Source organism: Bradyrhizobium sp. 31Argb (assembly GCF_043638955.1).
Classification (GTDB): domain Bacteria; phylum Pseudomonadota; class Alphaproteobacteria; order Rhizobiales; family Xanthobacteraceae; genus Bradyrhizobium.
This window is the reverse complement of record NZ_JBEGDB010000062.1, coordinates 13766-33308: the sequence shown is the minus strand read 5'-3', so window position 1 is coordinate 33308 and position 19543 is coordinate 13766. Positions and strand designations below refer to the sequence as shown.

Sequence of the window (19543 nt, the reverse complement as noted above, 5' to 3'; positions counted from 1 at the left end):
CAAAACGAATCGTTCCATCCAAAGCTTGAATCACAGCCAAGCACGAATGAGAATCCTGAATCCCAACAGACCCTAGAATAGAATTGGCTCGTCCCGAGCTTCATCGGCGAGGCTCTCTATCCTCTCTCTCGACATACCCATGGAACAAGCACTCATGCTGAAGATAAGGCCTGCCACAAGTGAGGATAGCGCATCGATCTGGTCGATCATCGGCCCCGTCATTCGCGCCGGCGAGACGTATGCACTCCCTAAGGACATGTCGGAGGCAGACGCTCTCAGCTATTGGATGGGGACAGATCGTCAAACCTTTATTGCGGTGCAAGACGGACTCGCGCTGGGCACTTACTACCTTCGCGCCAATCAGGCCGGAGGCGGATCGCATGTCGCCAATTGCGGCTACATGACGCACCCGAGCGCGCAGGGAAAAGGCATCGCTCGGCGGATGTGCGAACACTCCCTGTTGCAGGCGAAGAGCCAGGGATTTTCCGCGATGCAATTCAATTTCGTTGTCAGCAGCAATGAGCGCGCCGTCAGCCTCTGGCATTCTCTTGGCTTCCGGGACGTCGGTCGCCTGCCACTCGCCTTCCGTCGGCCCTCTGGCGACTATGTCGATGCGCTTGTGATGTTCAAGTCGCTGTAGCTGCGAACCGTTCATGACCAACGACGGCGAGACTCTGTCTATCTCGCCGTCGCCACGAGAGCGCTACTCGGCCGCTATGCGCGTCGATCCCATGCTGTTCAAATAGTCAACGCATTCATCGACGCTGTGCACGTCAGCGAACTTGGCGTCGATGTCGTACAGGTTCCAGGCGACCGCACCGGGTACGCGGTCGCCGATGCACTCACGAACGGCAATGGTACGAAAACCGTCCGCCAAGCCATCGCAGATCGTCGTACGGACGCATGCCGTCGCGGTCACGCCAGTTACCAGGATGGTGTCGACGCCGGCAGCGCGCAGAATTCCCCCAAGGCCCGTGCCATGAAACGCGCTCGCCCGTTTCTTCAGCAACGTATATTCCCCCTCGACCGGAGCGATGCGCGCGTCGATGGCCCAGAACGCCGGATCGTTGAGATTGACGACCTCGATCGGTATTTTGCAGTGCCACAAGCCCATGTCGGTAAACGGTGCATTCCGGTCGGTGATCTCGTAGGCCGTGGTCACGTGGATCACCGGATGGCCGTTCGCACGGCAGCCCTTCAGGAGCCGCTGCATGCCCGGGATGATCTCGTTGTCCATCGCTTCCTGATCGCAAGTGAAGGGATTGCCCGGGCGCGTCCAGGCGTTGGCGAGGTCGACGCTCACCAGCGCCGGACGTGTTCCGAATCCGATGCGACGCTGGAAACCGCGCTCCTGATAGATCTTCGTCGAAGCATCGAAGGCCTGCTGCAACATGCGATTGAGCTCACGATTGTCGATGTCCTGCACGGTCAATCTCCTCATTGTCCGGCCGCCCTGACCGACGGCTCCATCGAGGCCATCATGACGAAAGGCGGCGCGAGCGGAAGTGACCGTTCACCAATTGTTGTTGCACGGCCTGCATCAATCGATATCCTTCACTCGCCCGTAGGGAAGGCGCCGAATGTGCGGAGACGAAGGTATCGAACTCACGCAGTCCTTTGTGGTGGTTGCCGAGGAACTCAGCTTCCGACGCGGCGCCCAACGCCTCAATATTGATCAGTCGGCTCTGACCCGTCGTATTCAGCGATTGGAACAGCAGCTCGGATTCAAGCTGTTCGAGCGTACCACCCGAGAAGTTTCGCTCACGCCAGCGGGCCGCTCGTTTTACGAAACAAATGTCGAGCTGTTGCGGGGTTACGAACGGGCGGTCGGCGCGGCTCGTCTCGTTGCGCAGGGCAAGACCGGAGAGCTGAGATTGGCTTACATGTCTTTCGCGGCAACGACGCTGATGCCTTCGGCAGTCTCTCGGTACAGACGACTCTACCCGCATGTCGCGCTGAACCTGCGCTACATGCGTACCCAGGGTCAGAAGCTGGCGCTCGCACATGACGAGATCGACGTAGGCTACATGATCGGGCCGTTCGACCATCCCGATTTCCAGAGCCTGGTGGCTTGCGTGGAGCCGCTTTATCTCGTTGCGCCGCGGGATCACGCGTTGACCCGTGCACCAACGATACGTCCAGCCGATCTCGCCGGGCAGGATCTTATTCTCGGAGATATGGGCGAGTGGGAAGCGTATCGCTGGCGCCTGAGCGACATCTTCTCGGCGGAAGGCCTGAGCATGAACGTCAGCCTGGAAGCGTCGAATCCGATGGCGCTGCTCGGACTGGTCGCGGCCGGCCTCGGCGTTACGATCTATCCGAAGAGCTTGATCGGGTTCGCCGGTCAGAACATCGATCTGCGTCCGATCGACGATCAACGGTTCTGTCTGGAAACGCTTCTGGTCTGGAAAAGAACGAACAGGTCCAAGACGGTCCGCGCCTTCATTGAGCTGGCCGAGCAAGGCCACCCATCCATCGGCTGATGATCGCGCGGTATTACTTAACGACCAAAGGCGTAACCCTGCATATAGCGAGGGTTCGCCGCCGCGCGCAGAACCCTCCCTCTTTTGGAAACCGCCGAAAGCCTTCCGAGCGACCATCCGTCGACGATTTCGATGCGATGGCCCCTGTCCGCAAGCTCCTTCTGCACGTCCATTGAAAAACGACTTTCCATGGTCAATGAACCGGGTTTGGCGCGGCGCGGAAAAAACGAGCTCGGCATGTGGTCGTTGTGAAACATCGGTGCGTCGATCGCGCGCTGCAGATTGAGATTGTGATGCACGTGGCGCAGAAAGAAGACCGAGCTCCACTGGTCCTGTTGATCGCCGCCCGGAGTACCGAAACTCGCGTATGGGTCCGCGTCCCTGTACACCAGCGAAACGGAAAGTGTTGTCCTGGGCCGCTTGCCGGGGGCAAGCGACGATGGAAGCCCCGGCTTGAGCCAGAACATCTGCGCTCGCGTCCCGAGCGCGAATCCGAGTCCAGGGATCACCGGCGAACTTTGCAGCCAGCCTCCGCTCGGCGTTGCCGAAACGATATTGCCGTGCCGATCGATCACGTCGAGATGGACCGTATCGCCACGCACGGCCCCGCGGCGGCTGATCGCGGGCTCTCCGCTAACGGCCGTGGAGCGGGCGACCGTCGGCTCACCGGCGCCCAGCGCCGCGCTCCCGTCCTCGGCGTCGCCAACGGTATAGGGCACGGCATGATCGAAGCCCTCGATCGAGCCCGGCCGGAAGTCCAGTGAGGCAGCGCTGCCCACCAACTCTCGTCGCGCGCTCGCGTAGTCCTCATTCAGAAGCCTTGCCATCGGCACATCGACAAAATTCGGATCGCCGTAATACTTCTCGCGATCGGCGAACGCGAGCTTGGAGCACTCGGTGACGGTGTGAATGAAGTCGGCGCCGAGGGGATCCATCGAGGACAGATCGAATCCCTTGAGCAGGGCGAGCTGCTGGAGGAACACCGGTCCCTGCGTCCACGGTCCCGGCTTGAGCACCTGAAAGTCGCCATAGCTCAGGGAAAGCGGATCCTCGTACGTCCCTTGCCAGAGCGAGAGATCCTGTCCGGAGATGAGTCCGGCATGCCGCGATCCCGACGTATCCATCACGGGCGTCCGGACGAACCGCTCGATCGCGTCGGCGACAAACCCCTGGTAGAACGCCTTGCGGGCGGCTTCTATCTTCTGTTCTCTCGTCCCGCGCGTTTCCTCGGCGACCCGGACGATTCTCTCATACGTCGATGCAAGGTCCGGATTCGCAAATAGAGAGCCTGGCGCCGGCAGGCCATCTTTCAGATAGACGCTCGCCGATGTCGGCCATTCCTCCCGGAAAAGGGGAGCGACCGTTTGAATCGCCGCGGCAATCCTGGGAAGCATCACGTAACCGTCGCGAGCGTAGGTGATGGCGGATTCCAGAACGTCGCCCACGCCCATTGTCCCGTAGTCCTGGAGCAGCCTCATCCAGGCGCCGAACGAGCCGGGAACGCACGCGGGAAGAAACCCGCTTCCAGGAATGATGTCGAGACCCAGCCCGGCGAACGCCTCAATCGTGGCGCCCGCCGGCGCGACTCCTTGCCCGCACAGCACGCGCGCCCGTCCCGATTTCGCGTCATGGAAGATGATCGGGACCTCACCGCCGAAGCCGTTGAGATGCGGCTCGACGACTTGGAGCGCGAAGCCGATGGCCACGGCGGCGTCGAAGGCATTGCCTCCCTTTTCGAGGATGCGCATGCCTGCGGCGGTTCCCAGCCAATGAGTCGAAGCGACCACCCCGAACGCGCCGACGATTTCCGGCCTCGTCGTGAACGCGCCCTCGCCGGCATCGGGGCCGTAGCTGAGCCGGAAATTTCCCAGTGCCAAATTGCTCGACATTTTCGCCTCTCGTTGCTTCAGGCCCATCCTCGCTTCGCGGAAAGACGCATGTTGGCCGCATCATCATGTGGCGCAACTTCGACGGTTCCGCGCCTGCTCCGCTCCACCGACACACCGATCCTGCCAACGGCCGTCCCAAACGTCACACGAGGATCGCGCACGGTCAGCTTCACTCCATCGGCATTGGCGGCGGCCGCAAGGACCGCCTCCGCAGCGGATGCCGCTGCCTCAGCGAGGGAGGCGTGATCGGACGACGCGAAGGCGCGCGAAATCTCGCGGACGAGATCCGAGTAGTTCGCGGTATCCGCCAGGTTGTCACTCGAAGCGGCCCTGCTTAGATCAATCGACAAGTCCAAATCAACCTCCAGGGATCGCATCGTCGTCCGGTCGATGAGATCGACGGGCGAGTTGACCAGCAATCCGCGGACGAAAATTCCGTCGGGATCCACCGATCGCGAAGGTGCCGGACAACGCGTCACTTCAAGCAAGCGGATAGATGGGGAACGCCTTCGTGAGCTCGGCGACCTGCCCTCTCACGCGCTGCTCGACGGCCGGCGCCGCGCCGGTATTCGCGAGCGACACGGCGTCCAATACGTCCGCGATCAGATTGCCCACCGTCTGAAATTCTCTTTCACCGAACCCCCGCGATGTCGTTGCCGCAGTTCCCAGCCGAATTCCCGAGGTAACGGTCGGCTTCTCGGGGTCGAAAGGTATCCCGTTTTTGTTGCAGGTGATGTTAGCGCGCCCGAGCGCGGCTTCAGCCGTCTTGCCGTTGAGGTTCTTGGAACGCAGATCGACCAGAAACAGATGATTGTCGGTCCCGTCAGAAACAACGGAATATCCCCGTTCCATCAGGGTGTTCACCAACGTTTTGGCGTTGCCGACGACTTCGTTTGCGTATCGGCGGAACTCCGGCGTCAGTGCTTCGCCGAACGCAACCGCCTTGGCGGCGATCACATGCATCAGCGGCCCGCCTTGAAGCCCCGGAAAGATCGACGAGTCGATCTTCTTTGCCAACTCCGCGTCGTTGCACAGGATCAGACCCCCGCGAGGACCGCGCAGCGTCTTGTGGGTCGTCGAGGTTACGACATGCGCATGAGGGATGGGTGACGGATGCACGCCACCGGCAACCAAGCCGGCGAAATGCGCCATGTCGACCATGAGATATGCGCCGACTGTATCAGCGATCCGACGGAATTCCGCGAAGTCCCAGAAGCGCGAGTAAGCCGACCCGCCTGCAACGATGACCTTCGGCTTATGATCCCGTGCGAGGCGCTCCAGCGCGTCCATGTCGATCCGGTGATCATCCGGACGCACGCCGTATCTCACCGCATTGAACCATTTGCCTGACATGTTCGGCTTCGCGCCGTGGGTAAGATGGCCCCCTGCGGCCAGGTCCAGTCCCATGAAAGTATCGCCCGGCTTCATGAGAGCCATGAAGGCGCCCTGGTTGGCCTGACTGCCCGAATTCGGTTGCACGTTCGCGAAGGCGCAGCCAAAGAGTTTCTTCGCGCGCTCCCTCGCGACCTCCTCCGCCACGTCGACATGCGCGCATCCGCCGTAGTAGCGTCGTCCCGGATAGCCTTCCGCGTACTTGTTCGTCAGAACCGAGCCTTGCGCCTGCAGAACCGCGCGCGACACGATGTTCTCGGAAGCGATCAGCTCTATCTCTTCCTGCTGTCGCCTCAGCTCGTCCGCTACAGCCGAGGCTATCTCGGGATCCAGAATCGAGATGTCGGTGGTGAAGAACTTGTTCGACGCAACCTGTCCCATGTGTGTTTCCTTCAGCATTCCGCCAGATTCACCGCGAGTCCTCCGAGCGAGGTCTCCTTGTATTTGGATTGCATATCCCGGCCAGTCTCGCGCATCGTCGCGATGACCTTGTCGAGCGACACCACGTGTGTCCCGTCGCCCTGGAGCGCCAGCGAGGCAGCGCTGATGGCCTTGATGGCCCCGAACGCGTTTCGCTCGATGCAGGGGATCTGCACCAGACCACCGATCGGATCGCAGGTCATGCCGAGATGGTGCTCCATGCCGATTTCGGCAGCATTCTCGATCTGCTCGTTGGTGCCGCCGAGAACGGCTGCCAATCCCGCGGCCGCCATCGAGCAGGCGACGCCGACTTCCCCTTGACATCCGACCTCCGCACCGGAGATGGATGCGTTCATCTTGAACAGGGCTCCGATCGCGGAAGCGGTGAGGAGAAAGCGGCGCAGCCCTTCCGCATCGGCGTCGTGACAATGATCGCGGAAGTAACGCAACGTGGCCGGAATGATGCCGGCCGCGCCGTTGGTCGGCGCGGTGACGACGCGGCTTCCGGCGGCGTTCTCCTCGTTGACGGCGATCGCATACAGGCTAACCCAATCCATCACGGCATGCTGCGCGCGATTGTTCGCTCCGGATGCCACGAGGAGCCTCCGGTGCAGTGCAGGCGCCCGCCTCCGCACCTCGAGACCGCCGGGGAGCTCTCCCTCCGTCACCATGCCGCGGTCTATGCAAGCCATCATGACCGCGACGATGCGATCGAGATTGCTCTCGACCTCCTCGCGCGGCAGCCGCGAGGTCTCGTTGCCCAGAACCATCTCGGCAATGGAGAGGCCGGACGAAGCTCCCATCGTGAGGAGGTCACGGCCCGAGCGGAGGGGATAGGGCACCGGCGTCGACGAGATAGGCGATGGTTTTCCCACCTCGGCTTCCGGGACAACGAAGCCGCCGCCGACCGAGCACCATCGCTGTTCAAGAAGCCGCTCCCCGGCCGAATCGAAGACCGTAAGCGCCAGCGTGTTCGGATGATGGACCGCAGGGGTGATGCCGTCGAACACGATGTCCGCCTCGGGGTCGAAGGCGATCCGATACTTGCCCGCGAAATGGAGGACCCTTCCCTGCCGGGCCGACGCGGCGATCCTGTCGGCATCATCGGGATCGACCGTATCAGGAAGCTCGCCGGCAAGGCCGAGAATGACGGCCTTGTCCGTGCCGTGCCCTTTACCGGTCCAGGCGAGCGATCCGAACAGGTCGACCCGCACCCGCGCCACGCGTGGCAGCAGACCAGCAAGCTCTACGCTCTCGGCAAAGCGGGCCGCCGCCTTCATGGGGCCGACCGTGTGGGACGACGATGGGCCGATACCGATCTTGAAGAGCTCGAACGTTCCGATCATGAAATCACGTGGGCGACCTGGCAGACTCATCGTCGAGGAATTCCCGGCGGGCGTCATCCAGAAGCAACCAGACGTAAGGCGAGAACGAACGCCAAACATCCAGGTGAAACACTTCACGCTCCGTTCGGGAAAGTATAATCGGCGACTTGCCGAGAATGGTGCGCGTGCACATCCCGATCGGGAACGCTCGTTCCGAAAGATCGAGCGGGCAGCCGTGGTTGAGCACGTACTCGCTCATCGGTCCCCTTATTTCCATGGAGTCGGATCGATGACTGACGTCGACGAGAGAGCAGGAATGGGAGGCGAGCCTTTCGGCCATCGCTGAGAAGAGTTCCGAAGAATCCTGCCCGATCGCTTCCAGCAGCCACTCGTCCGGGCCCAACCAATAGGCCTTGCGCGGCCCCGCTTCGCTGAAACGATTGGCGGTTTGGGGCAACTCGACGCCGAATGCCTCTGCGGCGGCGCCAACCGACGGGGGACGTCCGCGAAACACTAATTTCGCAGCGTCAGGCAGCACCGCTAGGCTAGCCCGCGGAGGATTTGCGCTGTCGCGGCTGACGGCCGCCAGCGAGTTCACCCTGACGATCGTTGCCTCAGCCATCGAGACGCTTCCCCTCCGGATCGTAGAAAATCGGCTGGACCACTTCGACCGTCACGGGCCCGCTTGGCATCGGAACGCTCAGGCGTGAGCCGATCCGCGCCCGGCCTCCTTGCACCAAGGCAAGAGCGATCGAACGGTCGAGCGCAGCGCTCCAATACGATGACGTTACGTGACCGATCATCGTCATGGGGACAGGTTCGGACGGGTCGGCGACGACCTGCGCCCCTTCCTCCAATACGATCTTCGGATCCACGGTGAGCAGCCCGACCAGTTGCTTTCGATCGCTTCGGCTCATGGCAGGCCGCGCCAGTGAACGTTTGCCAACGAAGTCCTTCTTGGTTTTTCCGATCGCCCAGGCGAGCCCCACGTCGTCGGGGGTCACAGTGCCGTCGGTCTCCTGGCCAACGATGATGTATCCCTTCTCGGCCCGAAGAACGTGCATCGTTTCGGTGCCGTAGGGCGTGATGCCGAACTCACGTCCCGCGGCGCGGATCGCCTCCCACACACCGCGCCCGTATCCCATGGGGACGTTGACCTCAAAGCCCAGTTCGCCGGTGAAGGAGACCCTGAAAAGCCGCGTCGGCACCCCACAGATACGTCCCTCCTGCACGCTCATGTGCGGCATCGCCTGTTGGGAGATGTCGATGCCTTGGACAAGCGGCTCGAGCACCTTGCGTGCATTCGGTCCCTGGACGGCGATGACTGCCCATTGCTCCGTTGTCGACGTCAACCAGACGTCAAGATCCGACCACTCCGTCTGCAGGTAATCTTCCATGAGGGCGAGTACGCGGGTCGCGCCACCTGTCGTTGTCGTGACGTGGAATCGGTCGGGTGACATCCGCCCGACCACTCCGTCGTCCATGATGAAGCCGTCCTCGCGCAGCATGACTCCATAGCGTAGACGTCCGGGCTCGAGCTTCGTCCACGCATTGGTGTACATCCGGTTCATGAACTCGGCGGCGTCCTTGCCGACGACCTCAATCTTGCCGAGCGTGCTGGCATCGAAAATGCCGACGGATTCCCGCGTAGCCTTGCATTCGCGTCTGACCGCCGCGTGTATGTCCTCGCCCGGTCGCGGGAAGTAATGGGCCCGCTTCCAAAGGCTCACGTCCTCGAAGACGGCGCCGTTCTCGCGTGCCCATTCGTGGATCGACGTCTTCCGAACCGGATCGAACAGCTCTCCTCTCGACTGACCGGCAAATGCGCCGAAGGTTGTCGGCGTATATGGCGGACGGAAGGTCGTCAGGCCGACCTTGGAGACGGGCAGCGCCAGAGTCTGCGAGACGATACCCAACGCGTTCATGTTGGAAGTCTTGCCCTGGTCGGTCGCCATACCCGTCGTCGTGTAGCGCTTGACGTGCTCGATGGAGCGAAAGCCTTCGCGCGTCGCAAGTTCAATGTCTTTTGCGGTGACGTCGTTCTGGAAGTCGACCCAGGCCCGTGTTCGACGCGATCCGCCGCCGCTCGGCGGCGCGCCAACGAAACCGTCTCTCCCCAACGATTGGGCGAAAACCGAAAATTTGTGCTCGGCCGCTACAGTCCCTCCCGCCGCTTTTGCCGCGCTGAGTCCTCCCGCGAACCCGTCGGCGAGAGATGTGCTGAGGTCGAACACGCCTCGACAACCTCCCACGGAACGCTCGCGCTCGACCGATTCACCCGGCAGATATGCCTTCAGATCCTCGTCGTAGACGAGCTTGCCGCGCGACTGCGAGAACAGGTGCACACTCGGCGTGAAGCCCGCCAACATCAGCAGAAGGTCGCACGCGAAGGTTTCGGGATGCCCTGCGCTTCCTCCCGAGATCCTGGCCACATCGACATGCGAGATGTGCAGACGGCCGTAAGTGCCGGTAACTACAGTGGAGGGACGCACGTCTATGCCGGCCGCTCGCGCCCGCTCGATCCACCGCCCGTTCGGATTTGATCTCACGTCCGCTATCGCGGTGATCTCTATCCCGGCGCTCTTCAGCTCGAGTGCCGCACGATAAGCGCCGTCACAAGCGGTGAAGACGACTGCCCTGGTGCCGGGCAACGCCCCATAGCGATTGGCATAGGTTCGCGCCGCCTCAGCCATCATGATTCCGGGGCGATCATTGCCTGGAAACACCATCGGCCTTTCGATCGCACCCGTCGCGAGAACCACTTCCCTAGCCCGTACCTGCCACATCCGCTCCCGCGGTTGCTTTGTGATTGCCGGTCCCAAATGGTCCGTGACGCGCTCACATAGCCCAAGGAAATTGTGCGGATACCAACCGAACGCGGTGGTCCGCGGCAACAGGACCACGTTCGTTCGCGACTTCAATTCCTGGATAGTCTGCTCCAGCCAATCAGCGGCCGCCTGCCCGTCGATGGTTGCTTCCCGCTCCGACAGCAGCGAGCCTCCCATCTGGTCCTGCTCGTCGCAGACGAAGACCCTCACTCCCGATCGCGCCGCCGCCAGGGCTGCCGCAAGCCCGGCTGGCCCCGCCCCGACGACCAGGACATCGCAATGCCCGTACACTTGCGTATAACGGTCGGCGTCGGCCGCGTCCGGGGCGCGCCCCAGCCCAGCGGCGCGCCGGATCATCGGCTCGTACAGCTTCTTCCACGCCGACGCCGGCCACATGAAGGTCTTGTAGTAGAAGCCCGCCGGGAGAAATCGCGAGAACAGGTCGTTTGCGCCGCTGAAGTCCAGCGACAGGGATGGCCAACGGTTCTGGCTCTCGGCCACGAGGCCGTCGTAGAGCTCGACCTGCGTTGCGCGAAGGTTCGGCGTATAGCGCGATTCCTCGTTGCCCACACCCACGAGCGCGTTCGGCTCATCCGCGCCGGCGGACATGATGCCGCGAGGACGATGGTACTTGAACGATCTGCCGACGAGATGGACGCCGTTGGCGATAAGTGCCGAAGCGAGCGTGTCGCCTGCGAACCCGGAATATTTCTTTCCGTCGAAGTGGAACGACATAGGCTTGTCGCGATCGATGCGGCCGCCCGCGGGAAGCCGGTATCTCATAGCGCCGCTCCGCTCCTGCTGGACCGCTCTTCCAGCCCCGGTTCGACCGGCTTGGGAGGCTCCTCGCCAATCTTGTAGGTCGACACAATCGCGTCGGAGACCGTATTCCGCTGCACGTTGAAGAAACGCGCGCAGCCGTGAATATGCCTCCAGCGTTCCGCGTGCAGTCCTTTCGAATTGCTTCTTATGTACAGGTATTCCGCCCACGCCTCGTCATCGAGAGACGCCGGATCCTTCGGGCGCGCGATATGCGCCTGTCCTCCATAGGAGAACTCGAGTTCTGGCCGCGGGCCGCAGAAGGGGCACTTGATGAGAAGCATGTGACTGAATTTCCAAGACTAGTGGGCCACGGCCGCAGCAGCGGCTTCGTCGATCATCACGCCATCGCGAAAGCGCTCGATCGTGAAGGGCGCGTTGATCGGATGAGGATCGTCCTTTGCGATCGTCCAGGCGAAGAGGTCACCTGAGCCAGGCGTCGCTTTGAAGCCTCCGGTGCCCCAACCGCAATTAAGATAGAGCCCGGGCACCGGCGTCTTCGCCACGATCGGGGATCGATCGGGAGTCACGTCGACGATGCCACCCCAGTTGCGCAACATCCGCAGTCTTCTGAACATCGGCACAAGCTCGCAAATGGCATCGAGCGTGTGGCTGGCGATATGCAATGCGCCCCGCTGTGAATAGGATGTGTAAGCATCTGTGCCGGCACCGATGACCATCTCTCCCTTGTCGGATTGCGAGATGTAGGCGTGAATGGTGTTTGACATCACCACGCAGGGAAAGGCCGGCTTGACGGGCTCCGAGACCAGCGCCTGAAGCGGAAAGCTCTCCAGCGGCAACCTTACCCCCGCCATGTTCATGACGACGCTGGTGTTGCCAGCCGCAACGACTCCGATCTTGCCTGCCCGAATGAAGCCCCTTGACGTTTCGACGCCTTCTACCCGGCCCGATATCGCGCGGCGGATGCCGAGCACCTCGCAGTTTTCCAGGATGTCGACGCCGCGCGCGTCCGCGGCCCTTGCGTATCCCCACGCGACCGCATCGTGTCGGGCCGTACCGCCCCGCCGCTGCAAAGCGCCGCCAAGGATGGGATAGCGCATGGCACCGCCGACATTCAGCGGAGGACAGAACTCCTTGCACTCCTGTGGCGACAGCCATTCATTGTCGATACCGTTGAGCCTGTTGGCATGGACGTGCCGCTTGAAGCTTTGGACGTCGTGAATGTTGTGAGCCAGCATCAGCACGCCCCGCGGGGAGTACATCACATTGTAGTTCAGTTGCTGCGAGAGCCCTTCCCAAAGCTTCAAGGCATGCTCGTAGAACCTGGCGCTCTCGTCAAAAAGATAGTTCGATCGGATGATCGTCGTGTTGCGGCCCGTGTTGCCGCCGCCGATCCATCCCTTCTCCACCACTGCGACGTCAGTTATTCCGTATCGTTCAGCCAGGTAGAATGCCGTCGCCAGGCCATGCCCGCCGCCTCCGACGATCACGACGTCGTAGGCAGGTTTCGGCTCAGGCGAACGCCACTGCCGTGGCCACTTCTCGTGTCCCCCGAGTGCTTCGCGAAACAAGGAAATTGCAGAGAATCGTCTCATGGGTGCCCGTGCCAGAATGACTGCGATTTATTATCGCCTGCCGATACGATCTCGCCAGCATCGGCTCGCCGTGCTTGTTGGATGAAAGCGACATCCCGACGGCTGACGTCGCCAGAGGCGCCTGACTTTCGGCCCAGACGGTAGCGACCGGGGCACCTCGCTAGGCCGAAGTGCGGCATAGCCGGAGCCCGGTCATGGTATGAGCCGGGACACCTCCGCTTCATCCCACTGCTCGGAAAAGCCGATGAGGACAAGCCTTGAGCCATGCTGGGCAATCGACGACAGCTCCGGCGCGGCCTCGAGACTCTCGCGCTTGCCGACTCGCTGATAGACGAATCTTCGTTGGTCGTCGTCCTTGAAGCAGAAGATACCCTTTGCCCGTATGATATTCTGCGGAAGCTCGCGCAACGCCCGCGTGATCACGTCTCTTTGTATCGGCGTCGACCAGCTTCGCGTCGTCGATGCGAATGAGGTGTGATGGTCAGCGGCAGAGCATCCGAACGCGAACGAGGGGCCGGCGTTCACGCCCAGCACGATGTTCGCAGGAATGTTGCCGTGCATCGCTTCGAGGATGGCGCGGCCCGGAACCGATGATTCAATCAGGCCCTTGATCGCGTCCAGTCGATCCTCGATGAGGTCGGATTTGCTCATCACGACGATATCGGCCGCAGACAACTGCGCCAGCATCGTCGGCCGGGTTCTCTCATCCCTGATGCGCTCGGGGAATGTTTCGCAATCCACCAATGTGAGGATGGCGTCGAGCCGTATCGCAGGATTGGCCAATGCCACCTGCGCGATGCCGCGCGGATCCGCAAGCCCGCTCGCTTCGAGAACGATGGCGTCGGGAGGTTCTTTTCGCTCGATCAGCCGCTGAATCGCGTTGACCAGATCGCCGTTGATCGAACAGCACGCGCAACCGTTTGTCAGGCCGATCGTATCCTCGCTTTGAAAGCGGATCAGTTCCTCGTCGATGTTTACGGCCGCAAAATCATTGACGAGTACGGCGATCCTCCTGCCGCCGGGCTCGGAAAGGAGACGGTTCACCAGGGTCGTCTTTCCGGATCCCAGGAAGCCGCTGACGATCGTCAGCGGCAGCGATACCGTGGCAACCGCGCGGGGGACGACCCTCGCGGCCTCAAAGATGCCCATCAACATGGCCAGAGTCTCTTTGCCGGCGGCCGGACTGACGGGCACGATAATGTCGTCGGCTCGATCGTGGGATCCGGCGGTCATGCAGGTTGCGGCTTGCCGCCGAGGACCGTGCCCCAGATCCTGATGTCCTTGAGATCGACGGGATCGACCTCAAATGGATCAGCTTCGAGGATGGCAAAATCGGCGAATTTCCCCGGCTCCAGACTCCCCAGTCGCTGTTCTGCGCCCAGCACGTAAGCCGCATCGATCGTGATTGCACGCAACGCGCGCTCGACACCGATCCGCTCGCCCGGAGCCAACACCGTTTTTCCGTCCAGGGCGATGCGGTTGACCGCGACCCAGGCGGCGGTCAACGGATGGAGCGGAACCAGGACCAGCGAATAGTCGGAATGCAGCGCGAAGATCACGCCTTCGCGCTCAAGGGATCCTAGTCTCGCCACCGCTTCGGAACGATCCGGCCCGAATCCCTCTTCGGCGTGGAGCTGGCTGCGATAGTGCACGAAATAATTGTTCACGCTGGCGACACCGCCGAGCGTCTTGAGCCGGCGGGCCTGGTCGGGCGTGCTGATGCAGTAGTGCTCCAGCGTGAAGCGATGATCAAATTGCGGCTGCACTTTCTGAAGCTTGGCCAGCGCATTCAGCGAGGCGTCCACCGCTTCGTCACCGTTTGCGTGACAGTGGATCTGGATACCCGCCTTCCAATAGGGAAGCATTCGCTCGTGGAGTTCGTCCCACGGGACATCGTTGCGCAGACCGTTGCTTCCGTCGAGATAGCCGGGAAAGTTCAGCCGCAGGGACATCGCGGGAAACGACCCGTCGGACAGAAACTTCACGCCATGAAAGAAAAGCTTGTCGCCGCTCCTTTTCATCGCGTCGAGAAGAAAATCCGCGCCCTTGCTGCCGTGATCGGAGTGGAGCGCAAGTTCGAGCGAAACAAGACCCATACGTAACGGAAAGCTCTCGTCCGGAACCACCTTCGAATGAAGCGCCCATTCGTTCTCGAAGTTTCCCTTGCCAAAGATCATTTCGGCGGTCGTGGTGACGCCGGCTTTCCGCGCGATGTCACCCATTCTCCTCAGGCCATCGACGCCGCCGCGCTCTGCAATCGCTTCGCGCATTGCGCCCAGAGCGAGGCGTCCGGCCTCCAGTTCGACGAACTGTCCGTTCAACCTGCCGTCCGGATACCGCATCACGCCGTGCACGTTCGTGTTGTCTGGAACCTTGGCCCGTTCCAGCGCCGCGCTGTTCAGGTAAATGAAATGCGGAGCGTAAGAGATCACCCACATCGGCCGCTTAAGGGAGATGGCATCGAGCTCATCGCGATGGAGATGTCCGCCCTGCGATGCGGGGTCCAATCCCCAGGCAATCAGCGGCGCATTCGGATCAGGGTCGGCATTGGCGGCTTCGCGAAGCTTGGCGACAACTTCCGCGCGGGTGGGCAGTCCCTTGTTGATGCCGTGGGGTCCCGGCGAGTCGATCGGGCCGATGTAGTGCATCGCGAGATAGCCGGCCGAGAACGCGAAGTGCGTGTGGGGGTCGATGAATCCCGGCAGGATGACCTTGTCCGCGAAGGTGTCGTCGATCTTGTAGGGGTACCGTTTCAGCCAGGGCTGCATGGTCTCGATCGTACCGGTTGACAAGACGCGACCATCCCTGACCGCTACGCATTGCGCGAAAGGACGACCCGGATCCATCGTGATGACCTTCCGCGCCCGATAGACCGTGATATCTCCCATTTGAATTTCCCCCTGACTGTGTGGTCGGCTCGTGGATGACCCGAGCGGCGCGTTTGTTCGAACCGTGAACCAATGTGCACTTTCGCATCCCTTCGCGGTTGGAAGCTTGCGACATCGTCCGCGTAACGACGCGACACGTACGGCCTCGCATCTTGCCTATGGACGCGCAGCCATGATGATCGGCTCCTTGCCGAGCCGCTCGTCGCGAGGCGGTAGAACCCCGAATTTACGGATTTTCAGATGGCCGACAACGACATGCGCGGAGATGCCTGGATGGTACCGCCGAGCCGGTACATCCGCGGCAGGCCCGCGACCCACAAGGTAACTCAGCCGAAATCGATCTACCTGAAAATGAAGGATGGCTGCAGGCTGGCCGTCGATGTGTATATTCCCGACGCGACGGAAGAAGGCGGGCGCTGGCCGACCATCCTGATTCAGACACCGTACTACCGGCGCTTCGCGGTCGATCCGTCAGCCGAAAATGTGGAGTCGTCGCCGAACGTTGCCAAATACCGCGATACTTTTGTCCCGCGAGGATACGCGCTTGTCGTCGTCGACATCAGAGGCACGGGAGCGAGCTTCGGTACGCGCGACATTTTCAGGTCTCCCCGCGAGCGCGACGACGCTTACGAAGTGGCCCAATGGATTGTCCAACAATCCTGGGCGAACGGCGCGATCGGTGCGACCGGCATATCCTATCTCGGAGCAGCGAGCGATTTCCTTGCCTCCACATCGCATCCTGCTGTCAAGGCGATCGCCCCGCTGTTCTCCGTTTGGGACACCTATCTGGATAACTATTACCCGGGCGGGATACTTCTGACCAATCTCGCCGAGGTCTACGATCGCCTGATGGCCGGCCTCGACCAGGATAAGCGCGATCTGCTCAGGGAATTTGTCTACTACTCCAATCCCGCCTTCAGGGGACCGCATCCGGTCGATGACGATCCGGATGGCTCCGATTGCACAGCGGCGATCGACGCACACTCCGGCAATTTCCGCATGCCGGAGCTGATGCGCGCCATGGAATACAGGAGCGAACCCCTTTCCCAATTCGGTGGGCACTCGTCCGATGCCATCAGCCCTGCGAGCTATTGCGAGGGTATCAGGCGAGATGTGGCAGTCTATTCCGTCTCCGGCTGGATGGACGGCGCCGGCTACGCGAACGGAGCGATCAGCCGGTTTCTCACCTTGCCGAACGAGAACAAGTACCTTCTCCTCGGCCCTTGGGATCATGGCGCGCGCATCAATTGCTCACGGTGGCGCGCGGACGAACTCCCGGAATTCGACATTCTCGCTGAGGTCTTGAGGTTCTTCGACGAGCACCTCGCCGGACATGAGACCGGCCTCCGCTCGGAGAAGCCGGTGCACTATTTCTCCGTACATGACGAGAAGTGGCGCGGCGCTGATACCTGGCCGCCGTTCGACGCATCGAAAACGCTATTTCTGGCGCTCGACGGAAAGCTCGAGGATGCGGCAGGCAAAGCGGCGACCGACTCCCACGAGATCGACTTTGGTGCGGGAACAGGCGGACAGACGCGATACGAGCGGATCGCGGCGATCGACAGTCGCCAGTACTACACGGACTGGGATGGCGGCGACCGCTCCATGCTGAACTACACGAGTTCCGAATTGCCTCACAGCGCCGAACTGAGCGGCCATTGCCTGGTCAATCTCTGGATCTCGGCTCCGGCGCGTGACTTCGCCGTCCACGCCTATCTCTCCGAGATACTCCACGATGGGCAATCCCTCTACGTCACCGAAGGGTGCCTTCGTGCGCTCCATCGGGCGGAAAGTCCCATGCCGCGCAATTATCAGACGCCTGGCATATTCCACGCTTGTAGGCGAGATCAGGCGCGAGAGTTGGTGCCGGGTCAACCGCATCTGTTTCGCCTTTCGCTGCTTCCGGTCGCCTGGACCTTTCTGGCGGGGAGCAGGATCAGATTGTCTCTCACGGGCGCCGATGCGGACCATTTCCAGCGCATCCCCGCGACGGGCCCACTGCGGATCGAGGTACTTCGTGGTGGCGGCAATGCCTCACACATCAAGCTGCCGTTGCGGTTGGCATGAGCAGCGGCTAGAGGAAGGCGATCTATGGGCAGCAGCATGAACCAAAGCGACGAACTTCTGGCCTATCTCGAGAGCAACGGCATCGAGGCGCGCACTTTCCAACACCCGCCGGTGCACACCGTCGAGGAGTCGAAGAGCCTTCGCGGCGATATTCCCGGCTTGCATACCAAGAACATGTTCCTGCGCGACGGCAAGAAGAACTACTTTCTTTTCGTGACCGACGAGGACGCAGCCATCAATCTCAAGCAGTTGGCTCGAAAGATCGGAGCGAAAGGAGGCCTATCGTTCGGATCGGCCGATGCGCTGCTGGAGTTGCTCGGCATCCAACCCGGCGCCGTCTCGGTGTTGGCGGTTGTCAACGACAAGGAACGAAAAGTCAGGGTCGTACTGGACCAACGATTGGCCGGCGTGGCGACGATCAATTGCCATCCCCTCAGCAACCAGAGGACGACGTCGTTGTCACGGGAGTCGCTCGAGAAGTTCCTGGCCGTTACGGGCCGCGATCCTTCCTACCTCGATCTGGAGGACGACAGCGGCCCGACCTGAGCGATCGATCTGCTGCGGCCTCCCCCCGCTTGGTTGGTCGCTGGCGCAGAGTCCGGGTTCGCGGCCTCCCGAATGGTCTTGTTTTTGCTTTCGTAATACCCGCAATATGACGCCCCGATCGCGAGATTGGGGAGATGCGGTTCCACGACAAGGCCGAAGCCCCGGCCCTCGCGCGGACACGCACGGAGGCAAGGATGGAGAGGACGATACGACCGCTTCGCGTCGGCTTTATATTGTCGAACAACTTCACGCTGACGGCGTTCTCGAACTTCCTGGACGTCGTGCGATTGGCGGCCGACGACGGGGACAACAGCCGTCCAATCCGATGCCAATGGCACATCATGTCCGCGGGCGGTGATCCAATCAGGTCCAGCAGCGGGGTGCAGGTCACGCCCACCTCCAAATTCATCGACCCGTCCGAGCTCGACTACATCGTTGTGGTCGGGGGCCTGCTTCACGACGGCCCACAGATAGACGAGCGCACCGGCAAATATCTTTTGACGGCGGCCGACTCAAGCGCGGCGATCGTCGGTGTCTGCACCGGCAGCTTCATTCTCTGGCGCCTGGGCCTCCTGCGCCAGAAGAAGTGCTGTATCAGTTGGTACCACTATCGCGACTTCCTGGAGGAGTTTGGCGACACGTTGCCGATTGCGGACCAATCGTTCGTTGTCGATGGCCGGCGCATCACGTGCTCGGGCGGGATCGGCGCCGCCTATCTTGCGGCGCATATCGTCGAATTGCGCCTTGGCTTGTCCAACGCGCAGAAAGCGCTTCACATTATGCAGATCGACCGGATGCGACCCGGCTCATCGGCTCAATCGGCTCCGCCTACGGAGTTCGTCGGCAATGATAGTCGGATCTCGCGCGCCCTGTTGATCATGGAGCAGAACCTGTCGTCTCCCCTTTCCATTGCCCGGCTGGCGGCCAAGGTCCGCCTCAGCACGCGTCAACTCGAGCGGCTGTTCAAGGACGAGACGGGCCAGTCTCCTCAGAACGCCTATTTGCGCTTGCGGTTGAAGCATGCACGCTGGATGATGAAGACCGAGATGACGCTTGCCGCCATCGCTGCGGAAACCGGATTTGTCGACGGATCCCATCTCAGCAAGGCGTACAAATCCACGTTTGGGAGCAATCCGTCCGAGGATCGCAAGAGATCTGTCGGTAGCGTCCCGGATCTCGAACCAAGCGCGGAAGGTCGTCGGGTCTATGATCCTGCCTGAGTTCAGTTTCTCAAGAGATTGATTGCTGCGCTCAGTCAGCGGCATGTGATCAGACTCCGCGGCCGAAGCCCCAGCCGCGGGTCAACGATACCGGGAGAGCCGCTGGTGAT

Annotated in this window: 16 protein-coding genes; 5 read left to right on the top strand and 11 right to left on the bottom strand. The window is 61.6% G+C overall.

Features of this window, described 5'->3' with window-relative positions; genetic code table 11:
* The first annotated feature begins 157 nt into the window (after positions 1-157).
* On the top strand, positions 158-640 hold the full coding sequence (locus AAFX91_RS14975; RefSeq protein ID WP_130578648.1) for a GNAT family N-acetyltransferase: 483 nt from the start codon (positions 158-160) through the stop codon (positions 638-640).
* A 63-nt stretch (positions 641-703) separates the two neighbouring features.
* Here the strand turns inward: AAFX91_RS14975 and AAFX91_RS14970 are convergent, their stop codons facing one another.
* The gene (locus AAFX91_RS14970) at positions 704-1393 is read right to left on the bottom strand and encodes an isochorismatase family protein (protein ID WP_394566969.1); all 690 of its coding nucleotides are present in this window, start codon (positions 1391-1393) and stop codon (positions 704-706) included.
* A 187-nt stretch (positions 1394-1580) separates the two neighbouring features.
* Here AAFX91_RS14970 and AAFX91_RS14965 point away from each other — a divergent pair, with 187 nt between their 5' ends.
* Positions 1581-2483, top strand: coding sequence for a LysR family transcriptional regulator (locus AAFX91_RS14965; RefSeq protein ID WP_130578644.1), 903 nt, complete (start codon positions 1581-1583; stop codon positions 2481-2483).
* A gap of 17 nt (positions 2484-2500) precedes the next feature.
* Here AAFX91_RS14965 and AAFX91_RS14960 read toward each other — a convergent pair whose 3' ends face one another.
* From AAFX91_RS14960 to AAFX91_RS14915, 10 genes are all read right to left on the bottom strand, one after another.
* Positions 2501-4399 (bottom strand): gamma-glutamyltransferase family protein, encoded by a 1899-nt coding sequence (locus AAFX91_RS14960; RefSeq protein ID WP_394566968.1) that lies wholly within the window; start codon positions 4397-4399, stop codon positions 2501-2503.
* Positions 4390-4821 (bottom strand): dihydroneopterin aldolase, encoded by a 432-nt coding sequence (locus AAFX91_RS14955; protein WP_165421217.1) that lies wholly within the window; start codon positions 4819-4821, stop codon positions 4390-4392. Before AAFX91_RS14955 ends, AAFX91_RS14960 begins: the two co-directional genes overlap by 10 nt.
* Before the next feature lie 31 nt (positions 4822-4852).
* A complete protein-coding gene (gene glyA / locus AAFX91_RS14950; RefSeq protein WP_394566967.1) occupies positions 4853-6145 on the bottom strand; it encodes a serine hydroxymethyltransferase in 1293 nt (430 codons plus the stop codon).
* A gap of 11 nt (positions 6146-6156) precedes the next feature.
* Positions 6157-7530, bottom strand: coding sequence for an L-serine ammonia-lyase (locus AAFX91_RS14945; protein WP_130580092.1), 1374 nt, complete (start codon positions 7528-7530; stop codon positions 6157-6159).
* Positions 7531-7534: 4 nt separating this feature from the next.
* On the bottom strand, positions 7535-8131 hold the full coding sequence (locus tag AAFX91_RS14940) for a sarcosine oxidase subunit gamma (RefSeq protein ID WP_130580091.1): 597 nt from the start codon (positions 8129-8131) through the stop codon (positions 7535-7537).
* Positions 8124-11120, bottom strand: coding sequence for a sarcosine oxidase subunit alpha (locus AAFX91_RS14935; RefSeq protein ID WP_394566966.1), 2997 nt, complete (start codon positions 11118-11120; stop codon positions 8124-8126). The genes AAFX91_RS14940 and AAFX91_RS14935 overlap by 8 nt, the downstream gene beginning before the upstream one ends.
* Positions 11117-11440 (bottom strand): sarcosine oxidase subunit delta, encoded by a 324-nt coding sequence (locus AAFX91_RS14930; protein WP_130580089.1) that lies wholly within the window; start codon positions 11438-11440, stop codon positions 11117-11119. Before AAFX91_RS14930 ends, AAFX91_RS14935 begins: the two co-directional genes overlap by 4 nt.
* Before the next feature lie 18 nt (positions 11441-11458).
* On the bottom strand, positions 11459-12712 hold the full coding sequence (locus AAFX91_RS14925; RefSeq protein WP_130580088.1) for a sarcosine oxidase subunit beta family protein: 1254 nt from the start codon (positions 12710-12712) through the stop codon (positions 11459-11461).
* A gap of 192 nt (positions 12713-12904) precedes the next feature.
* Positions 12905-13945 (bottom strand): GTP-binding protein, encoded by a 1041-nt coding sequence (locus AAFX91_RS14920; RefSeq protein ID WP_130580087.1) that lies wholly within the window; start codon positions 13943-13945, stop codon positions 12905-12907.
* Complete coding sequence (locus AAFX91_RS14915; protein WP_130580086.1) at positions 13942-15600, bottom strand: amidohydrolase; 1659 nt, start codon at positions 15598-15600, stop codon at positions 13942-13944. The genes AAFX91_RS14920 and AAFX91_RS14915 overlap by 4 nt, the downstream gene beginning before the upstream one ends.
* A gap of 240 nt (positions 15601-15840) precedes the next feature.
* On the opposite strand from AAFX91_RS14915, the gene AAFX91_RS14910 reads away from it, so the two are divergent.
* From AAFX91_RS14910 to AAFX91_RS14900, 3 genes are all read left to right on the top strand, one after another.
* A complete protein-coding gene (locus tag AAFX91_RS14910) occupies positions 15841-17667 on the top strand; it encodes a CocE/NonD family hydrolase (protein WP_130580085.1) in 1827 nt (608 codons plus the stop codon).
* 24 nt (positions 17668-17691) lie between these two features.
* Positions 17692-18213 carry a prolyl-tRNA synthetase associated domain-containing protein gene (locus AAFX91_RS14905; protein ID WP_282529689.1) on the top strand — a complete coding sequence of 174 codons (522 nt, stop codon included), beginning with the start codon at positions 17692-17694 and terminating at the stop codon, positions 18211-18213.
* A gap of 281 nt (positions 18214-18494) precedes the next feature.
* Entirely contained in the window at positions 18495-19433 is a 939-nt protein-coding gene (locus AAFX91_RS14900) for a GlxA family transcriptional regulator (protein ID WP_394566965.1), read from the top strand.
* The last annotated feature ends 110 nt before the right edge of the window (positions 19434-19543 follow it).